The sequence below is a fragment of the Variovorax sp. GW821-FHT09B05 genome (assembly GCF_059418265.1).
Genome location: NZ_JBWKPN010000002.1, coordinates 538,339 through 560,953 on the forward strand (window position 1 = coordinate 538,339; position 22,615 = coordinate 560,953).

Genomic DNA, 22,615 nt, shown 5'->3' on the forward strand with positions numbered 1-22,615 from the left:
CGGGGGCCGTGGATGAAAAGTCGGTGCGGGATGCTCGACATGCTGTTCTCCGGTTCCTGGGCGCGGCCACGTGGGGCCGCATGTCCGCTTTTTCGGCGCGGCGGCGGCAGACTTGAGGAAAAAAGCGGGTCGGCGGGCAAAAAAAGAGTGGACTCCTCCCAATGGAGGAGGGCTCGCCTAGAAGCCGCCCGCGGCGATCATCCGCAGCAGCGCGCGGTTGACTTCCTCGGCATCGACCGCATGGGTGCGGCGCAGGTTGCGCAGCGCGGTCGGGTTGCTCGATTCGAGCGCGGTCGCGAGCTGCAGCGCCGGCGCATAGGGGCCGTTCTGCGCGATGGTCGCGGCCACGATGCGGTCGGTCAGCGGGATGCGGCCGAAGCTGGTGCGCAGCGGCTCGCCCATCACCAGGTCGAGCTGCGAGAACAGGCCGCACAGGTAGACCTCGCGCTTGAGGTCGTCCTCGATGCCGGCGTCCATCAGCTGCGCGACCAGGTGGCCGCGCATCGCCATCGAGGTGTTGAGCGGGCGCAGGTTGGCGTCCTCGCTGGCGGTCGGCAGCTGCTGCGACAGCCAGGTGCTCAGGCGCTGGAAGCCGATCATCATGAAGCCGTGGCGCAGCGAGGCCACGCGGTTCGGCAGGCCCAGGCCGGGCGAGTTCAGGTAGAGCATCAGCGCATAGACCAGCGCCGCCTCGCGGCTCACGAGCTGGTCGATGCGCTCGAGCGATTCCTCGGCGTCGATCGCATTCATCACGCGCACGATGGCGCGCCGCGTCGGCGGCAGCGGCTGGCCGCCGTAGCCGTGCAGCACGTCCTCGCTGGGCCAGCCGGCCACGGCCCAGGCGTTCTGCTGATCGAGCGCATGCTCGGCCAGCGCGCGGCTGGCCACGCCGTCGATCAGCGCGTCGGGGCGCACCGGGCTGCTCTCGCCGGGGTGCGTCATGCCGCGGTCGAACACCGTGGTGTCGCGTTCCACCTGCGCCAGGCGCAGCGCGTCCATCGCGTCTTCCGGTGCCAGCCGCAGCAGCCGGCGCTCGAACCAGGGCGCGGCCTCGGCATCGGGGATCTGGGTCGGCACGCCGCTCGCGACCATGCGCACGCCGCGGCGGGCGGCGGCGCGCACCGCGGGGCGCAGGCCGGCGTCCTGCATCCAGCCGAGCGGAATCTCGAGCATCGGCCCGGCTGCCTCGGCATTGCTCGCGATGTCGCGCAGGAACTCGGGCGTCTGGATCGACAGCAGCAAGGTCGGCGAATCGGCGTTCCAGGTCTCGGCCAGCGTGCGCAGCAGGTGGCGCCCGTCGATGCGTTGGCGGTCCTCGTGGACGAACAGCTGGACTCCCGCGAGCGCGCGCGGCCGGTTCCAGAACGGGCGGTAGCCGAAGGTCAGGCTGCCGAGTACCGATTGAGACATGAAGACGAGAAGGAGAGAAAGAACGAAAGGGCGGTCACGCCACCTCAGCCGATGAAGTTGAACAGCGAGAGTTTCTGGATTTCGGCATAGGAGCCGAGGGCCGCGGAGTAGGCGGTCTGCTGGGTCTTGAAGTCGGACAGCGCCTGGATCGTGTCGAGGTCCTCGGCGCGCGAGCGGTCGGCCTCGAGCTGCAGGCTGCGCGAGGACTGGCGGTCGGAGATGCTGTCGACCTGGTTCAGCAGGTCGCCCGCGCGGCCGCGCGAGGCCGACAGCCGCGCGCTCGCGGCGTCGATCTGCACCAGCGACTGCGCCACGTTCTGCGCCAGCTGGCCGCTGCTGTTGCTGCCGTCCTTCACGCCCGCGATCGCCTGGTCGAGCACGCCGAACAGGCTGGTCTTGCCGCTGGGCGCGACGGTCAAAGCGTTGCCGTCGGCCGGCACGCCGCTGGCCGTGAGCGAGATCCCGGCGAACTCGATCGCCTGGCCCGCGGTGTAGGGCTGGCCCGACTTGAGCGTGGCCTGCGTGGTGGTGTCGATCACGTCGTAGGTGGTCACGCCGTTGGCGACGCTGAACGCGACGCGGTAGCCGTGGCCGGTCAGCGCCGAGGGATCGACCACCTTGCCGGCGTCGCTGTAGACGTTGCGCGTGCCGGCTGCCTGGCTCACGGTGAACACGCCGTTGCCGGTGGGCACGTCCATCCAGGTGCCGTAGCCGTCGAGCATCGAGGGGATGGCGGTGTCGCTGGCGGCGCCGGCCTGGCCCGCGATGCCGTCGAAGCGCACGCCGCTGCCGTTGTCGACGAAGGGCGCGGCGGTGCTGCCCAGGCCGCCGAACAGCGACTGGCCGTTGCTGTCCTGCGCATTGGCATAGCCGAGCAGCTGACCGCGCAGCGTGGTCAGGCGCTGCGCGATGGTGGCGCGGTCGGCCGCCGACAGCGTGGCATTGCCGGCGTTCACCACCAGCGTGCGGAACTCGGCCATGGCCGCGGTCGCGCTGCCCAGGGTCGACTCGGCGGTCGAGACCGCGTTGCGCTGCAGTTCCAGCGCGCGCTGGTCGGTGCTGACGCGCGCCATGCGCGTGATGGCGCGCTCGGCCTGCGCCGCGCCGGTCGGGTCGTCGCTCGGGCGCAGCACCTTCTTGCTGGCGCTGAGCTGTTCCTGCAGTTTCGAGAGCTGGGACTGGCGCGTGGTGAGCTGGCGCACCGCGTTGTCGTAGGTGGTGGCACTGGCGAGGCGGGTGGCTGTCATGGTTCTTCCTGTCTCCCGGGTCAGTTCATGTTCTGCAGCAGCGAATCGAAGATGCTCTGCGCGATCTGGATCATCTTGGACGAGGCCTGGTAGGCCTGCTGGTACTGCAGCAGCTTGGCGGCTTCCTCGTCGAGGTTCACGCCGGCCTGGCTGGTGCGGTCGGTCTCGAGCGAGGTGGCGATCGAGCCCGAGATCTCGGCCGCGTACTGCGCGCTCTGCGAACGCACGCCGACCTGCGCCATCAGCGCGGCATAGCCGTCGGTCATGGGGGCGCCGTCGAACACCGTCTTGTCGCGCAGTGCCAGCAGCGCCTGCGCATTGCCCGCGTTGCTGCCGCCGTAGGCGGTGGTGGCGGCCTGCACGGTGATCGTGTCGCCGGCCTTGGGCGTGCCCGACAGCACGATGGTCCAGCCGTTGTAGCTGATCGGCTGGCCCGCCACGTAGGGCACGCTGGTCGGGTTGCCGGTGCCGTTGCCCGAGACGTCGAAGCCGCCCGCGCCGTTGAAGGTCAGCGTGACCGGCTGGTTGAGGTTGGCATTGGCCGAGGTCGCTGCCAGGCTGCCGACCGCCATGCCGCCGGTGTTGCCGGTGCCCACGCGCGCCTCGACCGGGCTGCCCGCGGCCAGCCCGCGCGCCGAGCGCAGCACGGTGGCCATGTCGCCGGCGGCCGAGGCATAGGGCTTGAGCACGAAGCTGTCGCCCTCGGCCGCGCTGCCCGACTTCAGGTCGAGCTTGAGGCCGTCGATCTCGATCGGCATCGGGCCCGCGAAGCTGGTGGTCTTGCCGTCCGACAGCCGCTGCACCTCGATGCTGCCGCCCGCGCCGAACTTGACCTGGTAGCTCGAGGCCGCGAGCGCCGAGGTGTTGGACACCGTGGCGCCGATCACCGCGTTGCCGGTGTTGCTCGCGGCGCCCATGGCATCGGGGATCGCGATCGGCTTGAAGAAATCGCCGCCGGCCTTGCCGTCGAGGTCCACGCCGAGCCGGTGCTGGGCATTGATCTCGGTCGTCAGGGTGAGCGCCATGCGGCCCAGGCCGTCGCGTGCCTCGGCCAGGTCGCTGTTCTGGAAGCGCAGCAGGCCCGCGACCGCGCCGCCGCCGAGCGTGGCCTCGTCGATGGTGGTCGAGAGGCCGCTGCGCATCAGCGTCAGCTTGCTCTGGTTGGCGTCGTCGGTGCTCATCGCGACCTGCGCCGCCTTGTTGCCCAGCACCAGCGCCTGGCTGCCCACGAACACGCTGAGCGAGCCGTCGTCGGCCTGCACGGTGGTGGTCTGCACCTGCTGGTTGAGCTCGCGCAGCAGCTGGTCGCGCTGGTCGAGCAGGTCGTTCGGGCTCTGGCCGCCGCCGCTGGCGCGCGCGATCTGTTCGTTGAGCGTGGCCAGCCGCGCGGCCAGGCCGTTGATGCTGCGCACTGCGTCGCCGAGCTGCGAGTTCACGCCCTTCTGCAGGTCGTCGAGCCGGGTCTGGGCATCGCGCATGCGCGCGGCCATCTCGTCGGCGCGCGTGAGCACTACGTTGCGCGCCGTCACGTCGGTCGGTGCGCTCGCGATGTCGGAGAAGGCGTTGAGCAGGTCCGACACGGCCGCGCCCAGGCCGGTCTTGCCGCCCTTGAAGATGTCCTCGAGCGAGGACAGGCGCGCCGCGCGCGTGGCGTCCATGGCCTGCACCGACTGCGCGGCCGCAGCCTGGCGCGTGAGGAACTCGTTGTGGGCGCGCTCGATGGTCGTGACCTCGACGCCCTTGCCGATGTAGCCGCTGCCGGTGTACTGGCCCGCGACCTGGCCCATCACGGCGGTCTGGCGCGAGTAGCCGACGGTGCTGGCGTTGGCGATGTTGTGGCCGGTGGTCGACAGCGCGACCTGGTTCGCGAGCAGGGCGCGGGCGCCGACGTTGAGCAGACTCATGGCGGGATCTTTCTCGGCGCTTCAGGTGCGCTGGATCTTCAGCGTGGTGTGGATCGCGCGGCTGAGCTTGGCCGCGTAGGCCGGGTCGGTGGCATAGCCGGCGCGGTGCAGTTCGCTCGCGTAGGCGCTGACCGAGCTCACGCTGGCGCGCGCCTTCTCGTAGCGCGGCGAGTTGCCGATCAGGCGCGCGTAGTCGCGGAACGACTCCTCGTAGGAGTCGTAGGCGCGAAAGCGCGCCGTCACCTTGCGCGGCTCGCCGCCGATGTATTCGGTGGTGGTCACGGCCACGGTGGGGCCGGTCCAGCTGCCGCCGGCCTTGATGCCGAACAGGTTGTGCGAGGGGCTGCCGTCGCGATGGCGGATTTCGCTGCGGCCCCAGCCGGTCTCGTGGCCGGCCTGGCCGATCATGAAGCTGGCGGGAATGCCGGTCTCGCGCGACACGCGCTCGGCCGCATCGTCGTGCTGCTCGACGAAGCTGCGCTGGTTGGCGGCCGGCTTGATGCGCGCGGCCTCGGCGCCCAGCGCGATGGTCGGGGCCTTGGCGGTGCCGCTCATCTGCTGCGTGAGCTGGCGCGTGATCGCGTCGGTGAGGCCGCCGGGCAGGCCCGAGAGCTGCACCGCGAACTGCTGGTCGAGCAGGTCGGTGCCGAGCTTCTCGCCGTCGCTGTCGAGCAGGCCCGACTTCATGGTCGCCTCGCGCATGCTCTTGATCAGCTCGCGCATGAACAGCGACTCGAACTGCTTGGCCGCCTCGCGCACCGCCTTCGGGTCGTTGCCGTTGGCCGCGAGCTTGAGCGCGTCGAGCGAGCGCGCATCGGCCGCCAGCCCCTGGCCGGTGGACGGCGACATGGACATCGCGGACAGCGAGGTCTGCATCGACATCAGATCACCTCGAGTTCCGCGTTGAGGGCGCCCGAGGCCTTGATGGCCTGCAGGATCGCGAGCAGGTCCTGCGGCGTGGCGCCCAGCGAGTTGAGGGCGCGCACCACGTCCGACAGCAGCGGCGCGGCCGGCACCTGGATCATGGTGCCGGGTTCCTGCTTGATCTGGATCGAGGCCTGCTCGGCGACCACCGTGCGTCCGCCCGACAGCGGCGCGGGCTGGCTGATCACCGGCGCCGAGCTGATCGTGACCGACAGATTGCCGTGCGCGATGGCGCAGGGGCCGAGCGTCACGGCCTGGTTCAGCACGATCGAGCCGGTGCGCGCGTTGATCACCACCTTGGCCGCGGGCGTGCTGGCCTCGAGCGTGAGCTCCTCGAGCTCGGCGATGAAGTTCACGCGCGCATTGGCGTCGGTGGGCGCGCGGACCTGCACCGTGCGGCCGTCCATGGCGCGCGCGGTGCCGGTGCCGAGCCGGCGGTCGATGGCCTGGGCCACGCGGCGCGCGGTCTGGAAGTCGACCGCGTTGAGGTCGAGGTTCACGCTGTCGCCGTCGAGCAGCGGCGAGGGCACGCTGCGTTCCACCTGCGCGCCGTTGGGCACGCGGCCCGCGCTCAGGTGGTTGATCTGCACCTTGCTGCCGGCGGCCGAGGCGCCGGCGCCGCCCACCACCATGTTGCCCTGCGCGAGCGCATAGATCTCGCCGTCGGCGCCGCGCAGCGGCGTGGCGACCAGCGTGCCGCCCTTGAGCGACTTGGCATTGCCCATCGAGGAGACGTTGACGTCGAGCTGCTGGCCCGGCTGCGCGAAGGCCGGCAGCTGCGCGGTGACGATCACCGCCGCCACGTTCTTCAGCTGCAGCTGCGAGGCGCGGTTGTCGGGCAGCGTGATGCCGAGCTGCTGCAGGTAGTTCGCCACGCTCTGCGTGGTGTAGGGCATCTGCGTGGTCTGGTCGCCGGTGCCGTCGAGCCCGACCACCAGGCCGTAGCCCGTGAGTTGGTTGCTGCGCACGCCCTGCACGGCGGCGACTTCCTTGATGCGCAGCGCATGCGCCTTTTGCGCGGGGCCGAGCGCGAGCAGCAGCATGCCGGCCACGCCGAACGAGAAGGCGGCGAGCCGGCGGCGCAGGCGGTGCTTCGGTGAACGGGCCATGGCGTCGTGCATCCTCAGAACGGCAACACGCTCATGAAGAAGCGGCCCAGCCAGGGCATGACCTGCGATTCCTGCTGCGCGCCGCGGCCGCGCGACTCGATGCGCACGTTCGCCACCTGCGTCGACAGCACGTTGCTGCCGGCCTGGATCGAGCGCGGATCGATGGTGCCCGAGAAGCGCAGCACGTCCACGTTCTGGTTCACGCCGATCTGCTTCTCGCCGGTCACCACCAGGTGGCCGTTGGGCTGCACGTCGATCACCGTCGCCGTGATCGAGCCCTGGAAGGTGTTGGCGCTCTCGGTGCCGCCCTTGCCCGCGAAGTTGTGGGCCGACTCGGCATTGGCGCTGGCGCGGCCGAAGGAGTTGGCGGCGAAGAAGGGCAGGGCCGCGATGCCGGTGTCGATGCTGCTGGTCTTGCCGATGGTCGAGGTCGACTTCTGGCTCGCGCTCACGTTCTCGACGATCGAGATCGTCACCGTGTCGCCGATCATGCGCGCGCGCCGGTCCTCGAACAGCGGCCGGTAGCTCGCGGTGCGGAACAGGCTGCCCGTGGCCTGGCGCGGCACGGCCGCCATCGGCGAGGCGCTCACGGGCGGCGGCGCGGTCGAGGGCATCTCGACCTGCGGCGTGTTGGCCAGCGTGGTGCAGCCGCCGGCCACGACGAGGGCGAGGGCGGCGAAGGCCGCGCGGAACAGTGGAAGTCTCACAGCTGCCCCAGCTTCTGCAGCATCTGGTCGCTGGTCTGGATGGCTTTCGAGTTCATCTCGTAGGCGCGCTGCGTCTGGATCATCGAGACCAGCTCCTGCACCACGTTCACGTTCGAGGTCTCGAGGAAGCCCTGCATCACCGTGCCCAGGCCGTTGGTGCCCGCGGTGCCGCCGTTGGGCTGGCCCGAGGCGGCGGTCTCGGCGTAGAGGTTCTCGCCCAGCGGCTCGAGGCCGGCCGGATTGATGAAATTGACGATCGCGAGCGAGCCGATGTTCTGCGGCGTGGCATTGCCCGACAGCGTGGCCGAGACCGTGCCGTCGCTCGAGATGCTGACGCTGGTCGCGGTGGCGGGCACCGTGATGCCGTTGGCCACCGGCAGGCCCGAGGAGGTGACCAGCCGGCCCTGCGCGTCGACCTGGAACGAGCCGTCGCGCGTGTAGCCGATGGTGCCGTCGGGCTGCGTGACCTGGAAGAAGCCGTTGCCCTTGATCGCGAGGTCGAACTGGTTGTTGGTCTGCTGCATGCTGCCCTGCGAGAACGAGCGGCTGGTGGCGACCGTGCGCACGCCCAGGCCCAGCTGCAGGCCGGTGGGCAGCTGCGACTGCTCGGTGCTGTTGGCGCCGACCTGGCGCAGGTTCTGGTACATCAGGTCCTCGAACACCGCGTTGGCGCGCTTGTAGCCCGTGGTCGAGACGTTGGCGAGGTTGTGCGAAATCACGTCCAGCTGCGTTTGCTGGGCTTCCATGCCGGTCTTGGAGATCCAGAGCGAATTGATCATGGCGAGGGTCTTTCTCTTGCGATGGGCATCAGCCCTGGACGTTGAGCAGCTGCGCGGCCGACTTGTCGGAGTCCTGCGCGGACTGCAGCAGGCGCAGCTGGCTGTCGAACTGGCGCGCGGCGGCGATCATCCCGACCATGGTCTCGATCGGGTTCACGTTCGAGCCCTCGAGCGCGCCGGTCTCCACGCGCGCGGTGGCGTCCGATGGCAGCGGCTCCTGCGAGGCGGTGCGGAACAGGCCGTCCTCGCCGCGGCGCAGCGGGTCGTCGGCCGTTGGCGTGGCGAGCTTGAGGCGGCCCAGGGTGGAGGAGGGCTGGTCGCCGGTCTTGGCGCTGACCGTGCCGTCGCTGCCCACCGACAGCGTCGAGCCCGGCGGCACGTCGATCGGCGCGCCGCCGTCGGACAGCAGCGGCAGGCCCGAGCTGGTCATCAGCGTGCCTTCGGGCGAGACCTGGAAGGCGCCGGCGCGGGTGTAGGCCTCGGTGCCGTCGAGGCCCTGCACCGCGAACCAGCTGCGGCCCTGCGCCACCATGTCGAGCGCGCGGCCGGTGCGCTGGATCGCGCCGGGCTTGTCGTCGTGGCCCGAGGTGGCTTCCATCGCGAACACGCGCGTGCTGGCGCCGTCGCCGCGCAGCGGCACCGCGCGGAAGGTGGAGAGCTCGGCGCGAAAGCCCTGGGTCGAGGCATTCGCCAGGTTGTTGGCGAGCACGCTCTGGCGCTGCGCTGCGGCGCTCGCGCCGCTCATGGCGGTGTAGATCAGGCGGTCCATCGCGCGTCGCTTCCGGTGCGTTCGATCAGCGCAGGTTGATCAGCGTGGACATGACCTGGTCCTGCGTCTTGATGGTCTGCGCATTGGCCTGGTAGGCGCGCTGCGTGCTCATCATGTTGACCAGCTCGGCCGTGAGGTCGACGTTCGATTCCTCCAGCGCGCCCGAGCGCAGCTGGCCGAAGGTGCCCTCGCCGGGCGCGCCGCGCACCGGCTGGCCCGAGGATGCGGTCTCGACCCAGTAGCCCGAGCCGCTGGGCGCCAGGCCCTGGGCGTTGCGGAAGCTCACCAGCGCGACCTGGCCCGCGGCCTGGGTCTGGCCGTTCGAGTAGGTGGCGGTGATGACGCCGGTGTCCTCGATCTTGATGCCGGTGAGCTGGCCGGCGGTGTAGCCGTCCTGCGTCAGGTCCGACACCGCGAAGCGCGCGTTGACCTGGGTCATGTTGCTCAGGTCGAGCGAGGCCGTGAAGGTGCGCGTCGGGTCGTTGGGCGAGGACAGCGTGATCGCCGGCACCGTCGAGGTGGTGGTGTTGAGGCTGCCGTCGGCGTTGAAGTTGAGCTGGAACGGCGTGGAGGCCGCGGGGTCGCTGCCGTTCACGCTGGTGTAGACGTTCCAGCTGTTGTTGGCGGTCTTCTGGAAGTACAGGCCGACCGGCACCTCGAGGCCCTGGGCGTCGTAGGCGGTCAGCGAGGTGCCGTAGGTGCGGATCGGCGTCGGCGGCGTGGCGGTGGAGGCCACCACGGCGCTGGCGTCGAGCGTGATCTCGGCCGCCATCTTGGTGGTCTGCTTGGCCGGAATGGGCGCGCCGGTGGGCAGCTTCAGCGGGATCGCGTCGTAGCTCTGGCGCACGCCGTTGGCGTCGGTGGCATAGCCCATCACCTGCGCGCCGCTGTTGGTGATGATGTTGCCCTGCTTGTCCTGCTTGAAGTTGCCGGCGCGGGTGTAGGCGGTGGAGCCGTCGGGCGCCTTCACCTGGAAGAAGCCGCCGCCGTTGATGGCCACGTCGAGGTCGTTGCCGGTGATCGACAGCGAGCCCTGCGAGAACTGCTGCGAGACGTCGGCCACGCCCACGCCCAGGCCCACGTTGGTGCCGCCGATGGCGCCGGCCGAGCTGGCGTAGATCTCGGCGAACTCGGCGCGCGAGGACTTCATGCCGGTGGTGCCCGCGTTGGCGATGTTGTGGCCGATCACGTCGAGGCTGCGGCTGGCGGCGTTGAGACCCGAGAGTGCCTGTTGAAAGCTCATGGAGTGGCTCCTGTGTGCTGGATGGGAAGGGGTGTCTGTCAGAGAACGGCGTGCACGTTGGCGTAGGGCGTCTTGCCCGCGGTCAGCAGCGTGAGCGTGAGGCCGCCGCTGGCGTCGCTGCCCACGGCCACCACCTTGTCGCGCATGAGCGCCACGGCATCGACCTTCTCGCTGCCGTTGGTGGCGATGACCTTGAACTGCAGCGGCGTGTCGGCCGGGTAGGTGGAGGAATCGAGCGTGAAGCCGTGCTGGCCCGCCTCGAGCTCGCCGAGCGAGACGGTGTCGATGACCTGGCCGCCGGCCGTGGTGACCTGGATCTTCACGTTGCTGGCCTTGGCCGGCAGCTCGATGGCGCCCACCGCGGTCTTGGCCGTGGTGTCGAAGGCCAGCTGGTTGCCTTCGGTCAGCACGCCATGGCCCACCAGGTTGCCGGCCTGCAGCACCTGCATGGCCGACATCTGGGTGTTCATGTTCTTCATCGTGTCGTTGAGCTGCTGGATGCCCGTGACCGTGTTGATCTGCGCGATCTGCGAGGTCATCTGCGCGTTGTCCATCGGATTCATCGGATCCTGGTTCGCGAGCTGGGCGACCAGCAGCTTGAGGAAGCGGTCCTGGGCCTCGGCGGTGCCGCTGGCGGAGATCGACTTGCTGTCCGCGCTCGAGCTCGGCACGTAGGTGGTGCCGGTGAGGTTGGAGGTGGCGGCGGTGGAGGTCATGCGCGGGCGTCCGGAAGAAGGGTGTGCGGTGGGGTGGCGGTCACTGGCCGATCTGCAGCGTCTTGAGCAGCAGGTTCTTGGCCGTGTTCATCACCTCGACGTTGTTCTGGTAGGAGCGCGAGGCCGAGATCATGTTGACCATCTCCTCCACCGCGTTCACGTTCGAATGGGTCACGTAGCCCTGGGCGTCGGCCATCGGGTTGGCGGGCTCGTGCACCTTGCGGCCGGGCGTCTGGTTCTCGGTCACCGAGTCCACGCGCACGCCGGCGCCGGTCTCGCCGTCGAGCGCCACGGTCTGGAACACCACCTGGCGCGCCTTGTAGGGCTGGCCGTCGGGGCCGGCCACCGCGTCGGCATTGGCCAGGTTGCTGGCCACCACGTTCAGGCGCTGCGACTGCGCGCTGACCGCGCTGCCGGAGATGCCGAAGATCGAGAACATCGACATGGCTTATTGCCCCTGGATGGCCGCGAGCAGCGTCTTGCCCTGGCCGTTGATGAAGCGCAGCGTGGCCTCGTAGCGCACCGCGTTGTCGGCGAAGGCCGCGCGCTCGCGGTCGAGGTCGACGCTATTGCCGTCGAGCGAGGGCTGGGTCTGGACCGCATAGCCGCCACTGGCGCCACTCGCGCCGCTGCCACCGGTTCCGCCGCCCGAAGTCAGCGGGATGTGGCGCGCGTCGGTGCGGCCGTCGGCGCTGGCACCCGAGGCGGCGCGCGGCGTGCCGCCGCCCGTGGCCTCGCGCATCGCGTCGGCGAAGCTGAAGTCGCGCGCCGCGTAGCCGGGCGTGTCGGCGTTGGCGATGTTGCTCGCGATGTCGCGCTGGCGGTCGGCACGCAGCACCAGCGCTTTCGCCTGGAAATCCAGTGAGTTCGTCAGTTTGTCGAGCATGGGCCAGGGTCCTCGCGAAGGGTGTGGGCGTGAGCGCCCGTGCGGAAATTGTGGGAGCCGCGCCGATTTCGGAAGCGCGGATGAAAGGCGGCTTTTTCGGCCTTATCGCGGCTTTGGGGTCGGGCCGGTCTGCCTACAGTGCGGGTCGCGGCGCGGTGGGCCGAGGCGCGCGCGTTCCGCATTTCCGTCCCTGCACATCCCGGAGGAGCCCATGGCCATCCCCGCATTCCATCTCGCCGCCGGCGCGCTGCTGCTCGCGGCCGGCACCGCCTTCAGCGCCTTCGCCCAGCAGGTGCCGTCCGAAGGCGCCGAGGCCGGCGAGGCCTTCGCCGCCAGCACCCGCCAGTGGCTCGACGACGCCGTGGCCCAGGCCCAGTCGGCCAATCCCGCGCCGCTGCGCATGGAGGTCGCCATCGGCGCGCTCGACAACCGGCTGCGCCTCGCGCCCTGCAGCCGCGTCGAGCCCTACATTCCCACCGGCCTGCGCCTGTGGGGCCGCACCCGGCTCGGCCTGCGCTGCGTCGAGGGCGGCGCGCGCTGGAACGTGTTCCTGCCGGTCACCATCAAGGCCTTCGGCCCGGCCTGGGTGCTGCGCGACAACGTGCTGCCCGGCACCGTGCTGAGCGCGGCCGACGCGGTCGAGGCCGAGGCCGACTGGGCCGCCGATCCCTCGCCGGTGATGGCCGAGGCCACCCAGTGGGTGGGGCAGGTCGCCTCGCGCTCGCTGCAGGCCGGCCAGCCGCTGCGCCAGTCGATGGTGAAGCCGGCCCAGGCTTTCGCCGCCGGCACCCAGGTGCGCGTGGTGGCCCAGGGCCAGGGCTTCGAGATCGCCACCGAGGCCCAGGCGCTGACGCCGGGCGTGGTCGGGCAGATGGTGCGCATCCGCATGGAGAATGGCCGCATCACCACCGGGGTGGTGCAGGATCCGCGCACCGTGCGCCTCTCGATGTGAGCGGCGCGGCGCAAAAAACTTCGAAAAAGTCCTCAAGTCCGTCGAACGGCGGCCGAAATCCTGGGGACGAAGCCCCCGCCCGGGGCCAGGAGCCGCCATGAAGATCAACCCGTTGCAAGATCCCGCCGTCGCGGCCGCCACTGGCGTGGCCGCGACCGCGAAGACCGGCCGGGGCGCCACGCCCGCGGTGGCCGATGCCGGCGACGCCACCGGCACGCCGGTCAGCGTGTCGGCCTCGGCCCGCACGCTCGAGGCCGCCGCCACGGCCGGCAACGGCATCGACGCGGCGAAGGTGGCCGCGGTGCGCGCCGCCATCGCCGACGGCAGCTTCAAGGTCGACTCCGGCGCCATCGCCGACAAGCTCCTGGCCAACGCCCAGGAATTCCTGAGCCGCGCAAGGAACTGATGCCATGCCCGATACCCGTGCTTCCGCCGAGATGCTGCTGAGCGAGGTCGAGGACCAGCTCGACCGGGTCGATGCCGGCCTGCGCTGCGACCAACCCTCGGACCTGCTGCAGGCCAGCAGCGAGCTGCGCCGCTGCGCCACCGGTTTCGCGCGCGCCCTCGAGGCCGCGCTGTCGGCCGAGGCGCTCGACGCCGAATTCCGCCGTCGCATCGAGGCCGTGGCCCAGCGGCTGTCGAACCAGCGCGACAGCGTGGCGCGCCGCACCGTCATCGTCGACCGCAGCCTGGCCTCGCTGCTGGGGCCGCGCCCCGACGCCACCTACACCATGCCCGGCGAGCGCAGGGTGTTCGCGGGCCTGCGCTCGGCCTCGATGCCGGCGCACTGACGACCAGGGCTACGAAGGCTTCGGCGCGCGCTCGAAGCGGTAGAACAGGTTGGGTTCCGACAGCAGGTAGAGCCGCCCGTCGGGCCCGACCGCCACGCCCTCAGGCTGCGGCACCTTGCGCTGCAGGCCACCGAAGCCGCGCCACAGCGGCAGCATGCTGATCGGGCGCCCGTCGGGTGCGTACTCCACCACCAGCGCCGACTCGTCGCTCAGCAGCAGCAGGTGGCCGGTCGCATCGTGCAGCGTGACCGACGACAGGTCGCTCATGAACAGCGAGGACGCGCGCGAGGACTGCCATTCGCTGATGTCGATGTTGAAGCCGCTGGAAGTCGTGTCGGGATCGAGCCCGGTGATCACCAGCACGCGCATCGGCAGCTTCTCGCGCACCACGTACAGGCGCTTGTGCACGCCGTCCCAGGAGATGCCCTCGAAGCTGCTGTTGTGCAGCCGGTCGATGCCGATGCCCAGGCTCGGTCGGCCGGCCACCGACACCTGCCGCGTGTCGCGCCCGATCTGCACCCAGTACATGCGGTGGCTGTCCTCGTCGGAGATCACGTAGCGCTCGCCCTGCACGTAGGTGATGCCCTCGGGATCCTTCACCCCCTCGAGCCCGATCACGCGCAGCAGCCGGCCCTCGGTGTCGAGCTCGGCGATCTGCGGCGGGCGGTTGATCACCGTGAACAGGGTGCCGGTCTCGGTGTTGAAGGTCAGGCCCGAGGCATTGCGCGTCAGGCCCTGGATCGGCAGGCCCTCGACCGCCACCCGGTAGTCCGGCAGCCACAGCGCGTTGTTCGCCCATTGCGCCGCGCCCAGCGTGGTGCTGAGCCAGTAGTAGCCGAGCGCGGGCACCTTGAAGTACCAGCCGAAGGCCACGCCGAATGCGAGCACGATGGCCAGGAACAGGGTCTTGCGGGATCTGGCTCGAGTCATGCGGGCGGAGTCTAGCGTTCAGACCACCGAGAGCAGCCAGTCGAGCAACTGGCGCTGCTGACCCGTCGTCGGCTTCTGCGGCGACAGCAGGAAATAGCCCGAACCGTCCGCGACGAAACCCAGCGGCGCGGCCAGCACGCCGCTCGCGAGGTCGTCGCAGACCAGGTGCCAGGGCCCGATCGCCACGCCGAGCCCGGCGACCGCCGCCTGCAGGCTGAAATAGAAATGCTCGAAGACCTGTTCCCTGCCGCCGGCGCCGGCCGATGCGCCTTGCAGCTGCATCCACGACGGCCAGGCCTGCGGCCGCGTGCGCGTGTGCAGCCGCACCGCGTCGCGGCGCAGCGACGCTCCCGCGCCGCTGGTGTCGAAGAAGGCGTCGACCCGGCCCGGGCTGCACACGGGGCCGACCTTCTCCTCGAACAGCGGCTGCGCCTGCACGCTCGCGGGCCACTCGAAATCGTTGCGCCGGATCGCGAGGTCGATGCAGCCGTCGAAGGCGAACGGCCCGCCGCCCGCCACCAGGTGCACGGCCGCCTCGGGATGGCGCGCCTGGAAACTCGGCCAGCGCGGGATCAGCCAGCGCATCAGCAGGGTCGGCTCGCACGAGAGCACCAGCGGCGCCTCGCGCGCCGAGTGCCGCAGCTCGCGCGTGGCTTCCTCGATCAGGCCGAAGCCCTCGTCCACCGCGCGCTGCAGCCGGCGCCCGGCCTCGGTGAGGAAGACGCCGCGGTTGCGCCGTTCGAACAGCGCCAGGCCCAGGTCGTCCTCGAGCATGCGCACGGCGCGGCTGACCGCGCCATGGGTCAGGTGCAGGCTGTCGGCGGCCTGGCTGAAGTTCTGGGTCCGGGCCGCGGCGGCGAAGCAGCGCAGCGCCATCAGCGAGGGCAGGCGCGAGGGGTTTTTCCGTGAGCCAGGCTCACCGTCGGTGTCAGCAATCATCGTTTGTCCTGAGGCGGGTATCTGCATAGATTAGAGCGTCCGGTCCCGCCGTTCCCCGATATCCCCACCATGCAAGAACTGTCAGCCCAGCTCACCCAGCCCGCGCCGCCCGAGCGGCTCGCGCTGACGATGGGCGATCCCTCGGGCATCGGCCCCGAGATCGCGGCCCGCACCTTGCTGAATGCCGAGTGGGCCCGGCGCTGCGTGCTGGTCGGCGATCCGCGCGTGATGCGCCAGGCCTTCGAGGCCCTGGGCGCCGGCGCGAGGCTGCGCGTGGCGGCGTCGATCGACGACATGGTGAACGCGCCCGGCACGGTGAACCTGCTGGCCGCGTCGCGGCTCGAGGCGCTGCCGCCCGTGGGCGTCGTGCATGCGGCCAGCGGCCGGGCCGCCTTCGAGGCGATCGCGGCGGCGATAGCCCTCGCGCAAGCGGGCCGGGTCGCGGGCATCGTCACCGCGCCGATCCACAAGGAGGCCTTGGCCGCCGCCGGCCTGCGCTATCCGGGCCATACCGAGATCCTGGCCGAGCGCACCGGCTGCAAGGTCGCGATGATGCTGGCCAACGACGAACTGCGCACCGTGCTCGTGACGGTACATTGCGCGCTGCGCGAGGCCATCGAGCGCGCGGACTTCGCGGCGCAGATGTCGGCGATCCGGCTCGCGCACCAGGGCGCCCGGACCTTCGGCATCGCCGCGCCGCGCATCGCGGTGGCCGGGCTCAATCCGCATGCGGGCGAGGGCGGTCTGTTCGGCGACGAGGAGCAACGCACCATCGCGCCCGCGATCGCCGCTGCGCGGCGCGAGGGCATCGACGCCAGCGGTCCCTGGCCCGGCGACACGGTGTTCATGCAGGCGCGCCAGGGCCGCTTCGACGTGGTGGTGGCGCAGTACCACGACCAGGGGCTGATCCCGGTCAAGTACCTCGGGCTCGACAAGGGCGTGAACATCACGCTCGGCCTGCCTTTCGTGCGCACCAGCCCCGACCACGGTACCGCCTTCGACATCGCGGGGCGCGGCATCGCCGACGCCGCCAGCCTCGAGGCCGCGCTCGACATGGCCGCGCGCCTGGCGGCCGCCCACCGAACCACGAGAAAGACCCGACCATGAGCGGCTTCGAATTCATCTTCATGCTCACGCGCCACGACCGCACCGTGACCGACGCGGCACGGCACCTGGCGACGGCGCTCGCGGCCGGCGTGCGCCACATCGGCTTCAAGGACATCGGGCTGCCGATGGCCGGGCTCGAGGGCCTGCATCGCACCCTCCGCGCACACGGCGCCTCGAGCTACCTCGAGGTGGTCTCGCTCGACCGCGACAGCGAGATCGCCTCGGTCGAGATGGCCTGCCGGCTCGGTGTCGACCACCTGCTCGGCGGCACGCATGTCGACGAGGTGCTGCCGCTGCTCGAGGGCACCGGCATCCGCTACTACCCGTTCGCGGGCCGGGTCTCGGGGCATCCGAGCGTGCTCGGCGGTTCCATCGAGGAGATCGTGGCCAGCGCCCGCGCCATCGTCAGCCGGCCTGGCGTGGCGGGGCTGGACCTGCTGGCCTACCGCGCCGCGCTCGACGTGCCGCGGCTGATGCGCGCGGTGTGCGAGGCCGCGGGCAAGCCGGTGATCGTGGCCGGGTCGATCGACACGCCGGAACGCATCGCGGCGGTCCGCGCCAGCGGTGCCGCGGGCTTCACGGTGGGCACGGCGGCGCTCGACGGGTGCTTTCCGGCGGCCGGTCGAAGCCTCGAGAGCCAGCTCGCCGCAATCCTCGGCGCGCGATGAAAAAAAGCACCGCGGCGCGGTGCTTCTGGGTCGGCGCTGGTGACTCAATGCGAGCGCATCTTCGCGCGCAACCGCGCGATCGACTGGCTGTGCAGCTGCGAGACGCGCGACTCGGTCACGCCGAGCACGGCCGCGATTTCCTTGAGGTTCATGTCCTGCTCGTAGTACATGCCCATGATGTGGCGCTCGCGCTCGGGCAGGCTGTCGATGGCGCCCACCAGCGCCTGGCGCAGCCGCTGGTCCTTGAGCAGGCTCATCGGGTCGGCGTCGGCATCGGCCAGGTGGCGGTCGAGGAAGCCCGACTCGCCCTCGGCGTCGGTGCCGCCGCCCATGTCCTCCAGGTACACGAGCTGGGTGCCGCGCACGCGGCCCAGCAGGCTCTGGTAGTCGGCCAGCGGCATCTCGAGCGCGTCGGCGATCTCGGACTCGGCCGGCGCGCGGCCCAGCTTCTGCTCGAGCGCGCGCACCGCCTGCTCGATCTGCTTCTGGCTCTTGCGCGAGCCGCGCGAGAGCCAGTCGCCGTCGCGCAGCTCGTCGAGCATGGCACCGCGGATGCGCTGGGTGGCGAAGGTCTCGAACTGCACGCCCTGGCTGGCCTCGTAGCGCGACAGCGCATCGGCCAGGCCGATCATGCCGACCTGGATCAGGTCGTCGAGCTCGACGTTGGGCGGCAGCTTGGCGATCATGTGATGCGCCAGCCGGCGCACCAGCGGCACGTGCTGGCGGATCAGCGCATCGCGGTCGAGCCGGCCCTTGGGCGTGTACATCTGGGAGAGCGGGGAAGCGGCCTGCATGTCGTGTCGTGGGGCGCAACGCTCCTCAGAGTTCGCCCGCGCCCGGCGAGAAGAACAGTTCGAGATCGGCCGGCTGCGGATCGAAGGGCGAGCGCTGTGCCGCGCGCATCGAGTCGCGCACCAGCTCGGCGGCCAGCGCCGGCTTCCAGTCCTGCGAGGTGCGCGGGCCATGGGCCACGCCGCGCAGCACCAACTGGTGGCGGATCAGCGTGTCGAGCGCCGGGCCCAGCTTCACGGCCTCGTCGGTCTTGCTCAGCACGGCCTGGCGCGCGCCGCCGATCTTGAAGCTGGCGGCCATCTCGTCGAGCGTGTCGCCGTGCGCGCCGGCGTTGAGCACCATCAGGCGCGAAATGCCGGGCAGGTCGAGCAGGTCCAGCAGGTCGCGCCGGCGCGGATCGCGCGGCGCCAAGCCGGCGGTGTCGATCAGCACCATGCGCTTGCCGTGGAACAGCGCGAGCAGCTCCTGCAGCGCGGCGCGGTCGTGCGCGAGATGCGCCACCACGCCCATGGCGCGGCCGTGGGCGCGCAACTGCTCGTGCGCGCCCGCGCGGTGCATGTCGAGCGTGATCAGGCCGACGCTGGCCGGGCCGTGCAGCCGCGCGCACTGGGCCGCGATCTTGGCGGCGGTGGTGGTCTTGCCGACACCGGTGGCGCCGACCAGCGCGTAGACGCCGCCTTCCTCGGCCAGCGTGGGCGCGGCGGGGTCGAGGCCGAGCATGCCTTCGAGCGCGCCCATCATGCGGCGCACCGCGCCGGCCGCGTCGTTGTCGAGCGCGATCGATTCGAGCACGCTGCGCGCGAGCGCGGGCGAGTAGCCGGCGCGCAGCAGCTTGAGCATCAGGTTCGAATGCACCGGGTTCTGCCGCGCCGGGCCGAGCCAGGCGAGGGCGTTGAAGCGGCTCTCCATCAGCGTGCGCATGGCCTGCAGCTCGGCCATCAGCGCCTGTTGCGTTTCGCTCGCGGTGTCGATCGCGGGAGCGGGCACGGCGATGGGGGCGGGGCGCGGCGTTTCGACGGTGGCGGGCGCGGCGGTGGGCGCGAAGGCCGCGCGGACCGGCGCGGCCGATGGCGCAGCGGGCGCGGGTGCCGGCGATGCGGCCTCCTGCTGGCGCCGCAGCATGCGTTCGCGTACGTAGTCCTGGAACGACAGCGTGCTCATGCCTAGCTCGGCCACGTCGGCCTCGACGATGGCGCGCGATTCGGCGCTCGCGAGCGGTGCCGGTGCCGGTGCGGCGGGTTGCGGTTGGGCGATGGCGGGCGCGGGCACTGGCTTCGGCGGCGTCCACGCGGGCGCCGACAGCGTGCCTTGCGTGCCCTGCAGGATCGCGCGGCCGGCCTCGAGCGCGCTGAGGCTGTCCTCGGCCGCGGCCACCACTTCCACGCCGTCGTCGAGCTGGCGGTTCGAGAGGATCAGCGTGCCGTCGCCGAAGACATTGCGCGCCAGCGCCATCGCTTCGCGGGCGGTCGGTGCGGTGAAACGTTGGATGTTCATGCGGAGGCTCCTCGCAGGATCGGGCCGATGCGGATCGTGTGGGTTTCAGGGATTTCGCTGTGGCCGAGCACCTGCATGCGCGGCGCGGCGCGGCGCACCATGCGCGCGATGGCGTTGCGGATGGCGTCGGGCACCAGCAGGCAGGCCGGCACGCCTTGCTCTTCCTGCTTGAGCGCCACCTCGGCGGCGGTGCGCGTGAAGATCTCGACCACGCCCGGATCGAGCGCGGGCGCCTGGGCATTGCCCAGCGCCTGCACCAGCAGGCGCTCGAAGGCAGGCTCGATGGCGATCACGTCGAGCTCCTTCACCGGGCCGTAGATCTGCTGCACGATGGCCGGCGCCAGCGCCACGCGCACGCGGCGCGCGAGCTCGGCCGGGTCGGTGGTGCTGCCGGCATGCTCGGCCAGCGTCTCGACAATGGTGCGGATGTCGCGGATGTGCACCGACTCTTCCAGCAGCAGTTGCAGCACCTTCTGGAACGTGGACAGCGGCACCAGCTTGGGCACGACTTCCTCGATCAGCTTGGGCGCCAGTTTGTTCACGTGTTCGACCAGTTGTTGGGTTTCGGTGCGGCTCAGCAGCCGCGCCGCCTGCACCTGCATCAAATGTGACAGGTGGGTGGCCATCACGGTCTCCGAATCAACGACGGTGAAACCGCTCATTTGCGCGGCTTCCCGCTGCCGCTCCTCGATCCAGTGCGCGGGCAGGCCGAAGGCCGGGTCGGTGGTGGGCGTGCCGATCAGCGGGGTGGTGATGCCGCCCGGGTTGATCGCCAGGTACATGCCCGGATGGGCCTCGCCCTCGGCCACCACCACGCCGCGCAGGGTGACGCGGTAGCTGCTGGGCTTGAGCTCGAGGTTGTCGCGCACGTGCACCGCGGGCGGCAGGAAGCCCACCTCCTGCGCGAACTTGCGGCGCACGCCCTTGATGCGCGTGAGCAGGTCGCCCTGGCGGCTCTTGTCGACCAGCGCGATCAGGCGGTAGCCGAGCTCGAGGCCCAGCAGGTCCACCGGCTGCAGGTCGTCCCAGCTGGCCTCGGCATCGGGTGCGGGCGGTGCCGGCGGCGCGGGCGCGGCCGGCGGCGGGCGGCGCGACAGCCGCCAGGCGCCCCAGGCCAGCAGCGACGCGATCGAGAGGAACACCACGTGCGGCATGCCCGGGATCACGCCCAGCAGGCCCAGGATGCCGGCCGTGAGGCCGAGTACGCGCGGCGAGGTCAGCAACTGGTCGACGATCTGGCGGCCCACGTCGTCCTCGCGGCCCACGCGTGAGATCACCATCGCCGCGGCGACCGAGATCAAGAGGCCCGGCACCTGCGCCACCAGCGCGTCGCCGACCGCCAGCAGCACGTAGGTGTCGGCCGCCTTGCCGGCCGACAGGCCGTGCTGCAGCACGCCGATGGCGAAGCCGCCGACGATGCTGATCACCAGGATCAGGATGCCGGCGATCGCATCGCCGCGCACGAACTTGGAGGCACCGTCCATCGAGCCGAAGAAGTTCGCTTCCTCCGACACCTCGGCGCGGCGGCGGCGGGCCTCCTTCTCGTCGATCACGCCGGCGTTGAGGTCGGCGTCGACCGCCATCTGCTTGCCGGGCATGGCGTCGAGCGTGAAGCGCGCCGACACCTCGGCGATGCGCTCGGCGCCCTTGGTCACCACCACGAAGTTGATCACCACCAGGATCGCGAACACGATCAGGCCGACCGCGAAGTTGCCGCCGATCAGGAAGTGGCCGAAGGATTCGATCACCGCGCCCGCGGCGCCGGGGCCGGTGTGGCCCTCGAGCAGCACCACGCGCGTGGAGGCCACGTTGAGCGACAGCCGCATCAGCGTGGTCAAGAGCAGCACCGAGGGAAAGGCCGCGAAGTCGAGCGGGCGCACCATGTAGGCCGCCACCATCATCACCATCAGCGCGACCGCGATGTTGAGCGTGAAGAAGCCGTCGAGCAGCCAGGGCGGGATCGGCAGCACCATCAGCGCGAGGATGGCCACCACCAGCAGCGGCGCGGCCGCGCGCTGGAACATGCCGCCGCGCTCGCCGAGCCACTGGCGCAGGGCGAGCGGGTTCATGGGCGCACTCCGGCGACGGGTTCGGCGGCGGTCGTCGCCGGCAACTTGCGGTGCGGGTCGAGCTCGGGCGCCACGTAGGGATCGGGCACGCCCTGCGGCATCGGGCCCTCGCCGCGCAGCGCGGCCTTCAGGCGGTAGACATAGGCCAGCACCTGGGCCACGGCGGTGAACAGGCTCGAGGGAATGGGCTGGTCGATCTCGGCATGGGCGAACAGCGCGCGCGCGAGCATCGGCGACTGCACCACCGGGATGCCGTTGGCGTTGGCGATCTCGCGGATCTTCATCGCGAGCAGGTCGGCGCCCTTGGCCACCACCTGCGGTGCGTTCATGGTGGCCTCGTCGTAGCGCAGCGCCACCGCGTAGTGGGTCGGGTTCATCAGCACGAAGTCGGCGCGCGGCACGGCCGTGATGCTGGCGCGCTGCGAGATCGCGCGCGCCGCGCTGCGCTGGCGGCCCTTGGTATGCGGGTCGCCGTCGGATTCCTTGTGCTCCTGCTTGAGCTCCTGGTGCGACATCTTGAGCTTCGACAGGTGGAAGAAGCGCTGCAGCGGCACGTCGATCACGGCAGTGGCGAACACCACCAGCAGCAGCAGGCCCACGCCGGTGGCGAGCCAGTCGCCGAGCGCGCGCAGCGCCGAAGGCGAGGGCTGCAGCACCACGCGCACCACCTCGCCGATCGAGCCGGCCACGTAGTACCAGCCGATGGCGCCGAGGATGGCCGACAGCAGCACCAGCTTGGTCACCTGCGCGACCTGCTGGCGGCTGAACAGGTTGCCCAGGCCCTTGAACGGGCTCAGGCGCGAGAGGTCGGGCGTGATCGCCTTGGTGCTCGAGACCCAGCCGCCGACCGCGAGGCTGCCCGCGACCGCCGCGCTCAGCACGATGGCCGCGAACACCACGCAGGCCACCAGGCCCAGGCCGGCGAAGGTCGACAGCCGCGACAGCATGTCGGCCGGGTCCTGCACGCTGGCCGCGTTGAAGACCAGCGCCTGCGCGAGCGTGCCGCGCAGCTGTTCGAAGGCGGTGGGCGCCAGCAGCAGCAGCGCGACCGCGCCGGTGCCCATCACCGCGAGGTGCGACAGGTCCTTCGAGCGCGGCACCTGGCCGTCGCGGCGCGCCTGGTCGATCTTGCGCTGCGAGGCGGGGAGCTGGCGGTCCTGGCTGTTCGATTCCATGGCG

23 protein-coding genes are annotated in these 22,615 nt (G+C 70.9%); 5 read left to right on the plus strand and 18 right to left on the minus strand.

Translation table 11 applies throughout. The features are described 5' to 3' along the window. Nucleotides 1-177: 177 nt before the first annotated feature. Genes AC07RM_RS07435 through flgB form a run of 12 tightly spaced genes read right to left on the minus strand, consistent with a single transcriptional unit; the run spans nucleotide 178 to nucleotide 11,694 of the window. The gene (locus tag AC07RM_RS07435) at nucleotides 178-1,410 is read right to left on the minus strand and encodes an HDOD domain-containing protein (RefSeq protein ID WP_296787752.1); all 1,233 of its coding nucleotides are present in this window, start codon (nucleotides 1,408-1,410) and stop codon (nucleotides 178-180) included. 44 nt (nucleotides 1,411-1,454) lie between these two features. After that, nucleotides 1,455-2,657, minus strand: a complete 1,203-nt coding sequence (gene flgL, locus AC07RM_RS07440) for a flagellar hook-associated protein FlgL (protein WP_093341638.1) — start codon at nucleotides 2,655-2,657, stop codon at nucleotides 1,455-1,457. A 20-nt stretch (nucleotides 2,658-2,677) separates the two neighbouring features. Further along, nucleotides 2,678-4,561 carry a flagellar hook-associated protein FlgK gene (gene flgK / locus AC07RM_RS07445; protein WP_093341639.1) on the minus strand — a complete coding sequence of 628 codons (1,884 nt, stop codon included), beginning with the start codon at nucleotides 4,559-4,561 and terminating at the stop codon, nucleotides 2,678-2,680. A 21-nt stretch (nucleotides 4,562-4,582) separates the two neighbouring features. Further along, nucleotides 4,583-5,437, minus strand: coding sequence for a flagellar assembly peptidoglycan hydrolase FlgJ (gene flgJ / locus AC07RM_RS07450; RefSeq protein WP_093342427.1), 855 nt, complete (start codon nucleotides 5,435-5,437; stop codon nucleotides 4,583-4,585). A gap of 5 nt (nucleotides 5,438-5,442) precedes the next feature. Next, on the minus strand, nucleotides 5,443-6,594 hold the full coding sequence (locus AC07RM_RS07455; protein WP_495334061.1) for a flagellar basal body P-ring protein FlgI: 1,152 nt from the start codon (nucleotides 6,592-6,594) through the stop codon (nucleotides 5,443-5,445). A 14-nt stretch (nucleotides 6,595-6,608) separates the two neighbouring features. Beyond that, the gene (locus tag AC07RM_RS07460) at nucleotides 6,609-7,301 is read right to left on the minus strand and encodes a flagellar basal body L-ring protein FlgH (protein ID WP_495334062.1); all 693 of its coding nucleotides are present in this window, start codon (nucleotides 7,299-7,301) and stop codon (nucleotides 6,609-6,611) included. Next, entirely contained in the window at nucleotides 7,298-8,080 is a 783-nt protein-coding gene (flgG, locus tag AC07RM_RS07465) for a flagellar basal-body rod protein FlgG (protein WP_057595348.1), read from the minus strand. Before flgG ends, AC07RM_RS07460 begins: the two co-directional genes overlap by 4 nt. A 28-nt stretch (nucleotides 8,081-8,108) precedes the next feature. Further along, the gene (gene flgF / locus AC07RM_RS07470; protein ID WP_203205894.1) at nucleotides 8,109-8,849 is read right to left on the minus strand and encodes a flagellar basal-body rod protein FlgF; all 741 of its coding nucleotides are present in this window, start codon (nucleotides 8,847-8,849) and stop codon (nucleotides 8,109-8,111) included. A gap of 25 nt (nucleotides 8,850-8,874) precedes the next feature. Continuing rightward, complete coding sequence (flgE, locus tag AC07RM_RS07475; protein ID WP_493208372.1) at nucleotides 8,875-10,092, minus strand: flagellar hook protein FlgE; 1,218 nt, start codon at nucleotides 10,090-10,092, stop codon at nucleotides 8,875-8,877. A gap of 38 nt (nucleotides 10,093-10,130) precedes the next feature. After that, nucleotides 10,131-10,808 carry a flagellar hook assembly protein FlgD gene (locus AC07RM_RS07480; RefSeq protein WP_093341644.1) on the minus strand — a complete coding sequence of 226 codons (678 nt, stop codon included), beginning with the start codon at nucleotides 10,806-10,808 and terminating at the stop codon, nucleotides 10,131-10,133. 40 nt (nucleotides 10,809-10,848) lie between these two features. Continuing rightward, nucleotides 10,849-11,253 (minus strand): flagellar basal body rod protein FlgC, encoded by a 405-nt coding sequence (flgC, locus tag AC07RM_RS07485; protein ID WP_057595352.1) that lies wholly within the window; start codon nucleotides 11,251-11,253, stop codon nucleotides 10,849-10,851. Between the two features lie 3 nt (nucleotides 11,254-11,256). After that, nucleotides 11,257-11,694: a flagellar basal body rod protein FlgB gene (flgB, locus tag AC07RM_RS07490; protein ID WP_495334063.1), complete on the minus strand. Its 438-nt coding sequence runs from the start codon at nucleotides 11,692-11,694 to the stop codon at nucleotides 11,257-11,259. 211 nt (nucleotides 11,695-11,905) lie between these two features. On the opposite strand from flgB, the gene flgA reads away from it, so the two are divergent. The 3 genes from flgA (at nucleotide 11,906) to AC07RM_RS07505 (ending at nucleotide 13,437) form a co-directional block, all read left to right on the plus strand. Then, complete coding sequence (gene flgA / locus AC07RM_RS07495) at nucleotides 11,906-12,646, plus strand: flagellar basal body P-ring formation chaperone FlgA (protein WP_495334064.1); 741 nt, start codon at nucleotides 11,906-11,908, stop codon at nucleotides 12,644-12,646. 97 nt (nucleotides 12,647-12,743) lie between these two features. Continuing rightward, entirely contained in the window at nucleotides 12,744-13,052 is a 309-nt protein-coding gene (gene flgM / locus AC07RM_RS07500) for a flagellar biosynthesis anti-sigma factor FlgM (RefSeq protein ID WP_093341650.1), read from the plus strand. A 4-nt stretch (nucleotides 13,053-13,056) separates the two neighbouring features. Beyond that, nucleotides 13,057-13,437 carry a hypothetical protein gene (locus AC07RM_RS07505; protein WP_495334065.1) on the plus strand — a complete coding sequence of 127 codons (381 nt, stop codon included), beginning with the start codon at nucleotides 13,057-13,059 and terminating at the stop codon, nucleotides 13,435-13,437. Nucleotides 13,438-13,446: 9 nt separating this feature from the next. Here the strand turns inward: AC07RM_RS07505 and AC07RM_RS07510 are convergent, their stop codons facing one another. Together AC07RM_RS07510 and AC07RM_RS07515 are read right to left on the minus strand one after the other, a co-directional pair. Then, on the minus strand, nucleotides 13,447-14,367 hold the full coding sequence (locus tag AC07RM_RS07510; protein ID WP_093341654.1) for an SdiA-regulated domain-containing protein: 921 nt from the start codon (nucleotides 14,365-14,367) through the stop codon (nucleotides 13,447-13,449). An 18-nt stretch (nucleotides 14,368-14,385) separates the two neighbouring features. After that, nucleotides 14,386-15,306, minus strand: coding sequence for a LysR family transcriptional regulator (locus AC07RM_RS07515; RefSeq protein WP_495334066.1), 921 nt, complete (start codon nucleotides 15,304-15,306; stop codon nucleotides 14,386-14,388). Between the two features lie 69 nt (nucleotides 15,307-15,375). Between AC07RM_RS07515 and pdxA the strand changes: the two genes are divergently transcribed. Next, nucleotides 15,376-16,413, plus strand: coding sequence for a 4-hydroxythreonine-4-phosphate dehydrogenase PdxA (gene pdxA, locus AC07RM_RS07520; RefSeq protein ID WP_495334067.1), 1,038 nt, complete (start codon nucleotides 15,376-15,378; stop codon nucleotides 16,411-16,413). Then, a complete protein-coding gene (locus AC07RM_RS07525) occupies nucleotides 16,410-17,081 on the plus strand; it encodes a 4-hydroxythreonine-4-phosphate dehydrogenase (RefSeq protein WP_495334068.1) in 672 nt (223 codons plus the stop codon). The genes pdxA and AC07RM_RS07525 overlap by 4 nt, the downstream gene beginning before the upstream one ends. A gap of 44 nt (nucleotides 17,082-17,125) precedes the next feature. Here the strand turns inward: AC07RM_RS07525 and AC07RM_RS07530 are convergent, their stop codons facing one another. The 4 genes from AC07RM_RS07530 to AC07RM_RS07545 are packed head-to-tail and all read right to left on the minus strand — an operon-like array spanning nucleotide 17,126 to nucleotide 22,611. Then, entirely contained in the window at nucleotides 17,126-17,848 is a 723-nt protein-coding gene (locus tag AC07RM_RS07530) for an RNA polymerase sigma factor FliA (protein ID WP_093341659.1), read from the minus strand. 52 nt (nucleotides 17,849-17,900) lie between these two features. After that, entirely contained in the window at nucleotides 17,901-19,367 is a 1,467-nt protein-coding gene (gene flhF / locus AC07RM_RS07535) for a flagellar biosynthesis GTPase FlhF (protein ID WP_495334069.1), read from the minus strand. Further along, a complete protein-coding gene (flhA, locus tag AC07RM_RS07540) occupies nucleotides 19,364-21,436 on the minus strand; it encodes a flagellar biosynthesis protein FlhA (protein WP_495334070.1) in 2,073 nt (690 codons plus the stop codon). Before flhA ends, flhF begins: the two co-directional genes overlap by 4 nt. Then, a complete protein-coding gene (locus AC07RM_RS07545; protein WP_495334071.1) occupies nucleotides 21,433-22,611 on the minus strand; it encodes an EscU/YscU/HrcU family type III secretion system export apparatus switch protein in 1,179 nt (392 codons plus the stop codon). The genes flhA and AC07RM_RS07545 overlap by 4 nt, the downstream gene beginning before the upstream one ends. Nucleotides 22,612-22,615: the final 4 nt, after the last annotated feature.

Excerpts from the sequence above, each read along its gene's own strand:
- AC07RM_RS07435 (WP_296787752.1), bottom strand. The coding sequence starts at position 1,410 with ATGTCTCAATCGGTACTCGGCAGCCTGACCTTCGGCTACCGCCCGTTC.
- flgL (WP_093341638.1), bottom strand. The coding sequence starts at position 2,657 with ATGACAGCCACCCGCCTCGCCAGTGCCACCACCTACGACAACGCGGTG.
- flgK (WP_093341639.1), bottom strand. The coding sequence starts at position 4,561 with ATGAGTCTGCTCAACGTCGGCGCCCGCGCCCTGCTCGCGAACCAGGTC.
- flgJ (WP_093342427.1), bottom strand. The coding sequence starts at position 5,437 with ATGCAGACCTCGCTGTCCGCGATGTCCATGTCGCCGTCCACCGGCCAG.
- AC07RM_RS07455 (WP_495334061.1), bottom strand. The coding sequence starts at position 6,594 with ATGGCCCGTTCACCGAAGCACCGCCTGCGCCGCCGGCTCGCCGCCTTC.
- flgG (WP_057595348.1), bottom strand. The coding sequence starts at position 8,080 with ATGATCAATTCGCTCTGGATCTCCAAGACCGGCATGGAAGCCCAGCAA.
- flgF (WP_203205894.1), bottom strand. The coding sequence starts at position 8,849 with ATGGACCGCCTGATCTACACCGCCATGAGCGGCGCGAGCGCCGCAGCG.
- flgE (WP_493208372.1), bottom strand. The coding sequence starts at position 10,092 with ATGAGCTTTCAACAGGCACTCTCGGGTCTCAACGCCGCCAGCCGCAGC.
- AC07RM_RS07480 (WP_093341644.1), bottom strand. The coding sequence starts at position 10,808 with ATGACCTCCACCGCCGCCACCTCCAACCTCACCGGCACCACCTACGTG.
- flgC (WP_057595352.1), bottom strand. The coding sequence starts at position 11,253 with ATGTCGATGTTCTCGATCTTCGGCATCTCCGGCAGCGCGGTCAGCGCG.
- flgB (WP_495334063.1), bottom strand. The coding sequence starts at position 11,694 with ATGCTCGACAAACTGACGAACTCACTGGATTTCCAGGCGAAAGCGCTG.
- flgA (WP_495334064.1), top strand. The coding sequence starts at position 11,906 with ATGGCCATCCCCGCATTCCATCTCGCCGCCGGCGCGCTGCTGCTCGCG.
- flgM (WP_093341650.1), top strand. The coding sequence starts at position 12,744 with ATGAAGATCAACCCGTTGCAAGATCCCGCCGTCGCGGCCGCCACTGGC.
- AC07RM_RS07505 (WP_495334065.1), top strand. The coding sequence starts at position 13,057 with ATGCCCGATACCCGTGCTTCCGCCGAGATGCTGCTGAGCGAGGTCGAG.
- AC07RM_RS07510 (WP_093341654.1), bottom strand. The coding sequence starts at position 14,367 with ATGACTCGAGCCAGATCCCGCAAGACCCTGTTCCTGGCCATCGTGCTC.
- AC07RM_RS07515 (WP_495334066.1), bottom strand. The coding sequence starts at position 15,306 with ATGATTGCTGACACCGACGGTGAGCCTGGCTCACGGAAAAACCCCTCG.
- pdxA (WP_495334067.1), top strand. The coding sequence starts at position 15,376 with ATGCAAGAACTGTCAGCCCAGCTCACCCAGCCCGCGCCGCCCGAGCGG.
- AC07RM_RS07525 (WP_495334068.1), top strand. The coding sequence starts at position 16,410 with ATGAGCGGCTTCGAATTCATCTTCATGCTCACGCGCCACGACCGCACC.
- AC07RM_RS07530 (WP_093341659.1), bottom strand. The coding sequence starts at position 17,848 with ATGTACACGCCCAAGGGCCGGCTCGACCGCGATGCGCTGATCCGCCAG.
- flhF (WP_495334069.1), bottom strand. The coding sequence starts at position 19,367 with ATGAACATCCAACGTTTCACCGCACCGACCGCCCGCGAAGCGATGGCG.
- flhA (WP_495334070.1), bottom strand. The coding sequence starts at position 21,436 with ATGAACCCGCTCGCCCTGCGCCAGTGGCTCGGCGAGCGCGGCGGCATG.
- AC07RM_RS07545 (WP_495334071.1), bottom strand. The coding sequence starts at position 22,611 with ATGGAATCGAACAGCCAGGACCGCCAGCTCCCCGCCTCGCAGCGCAAG.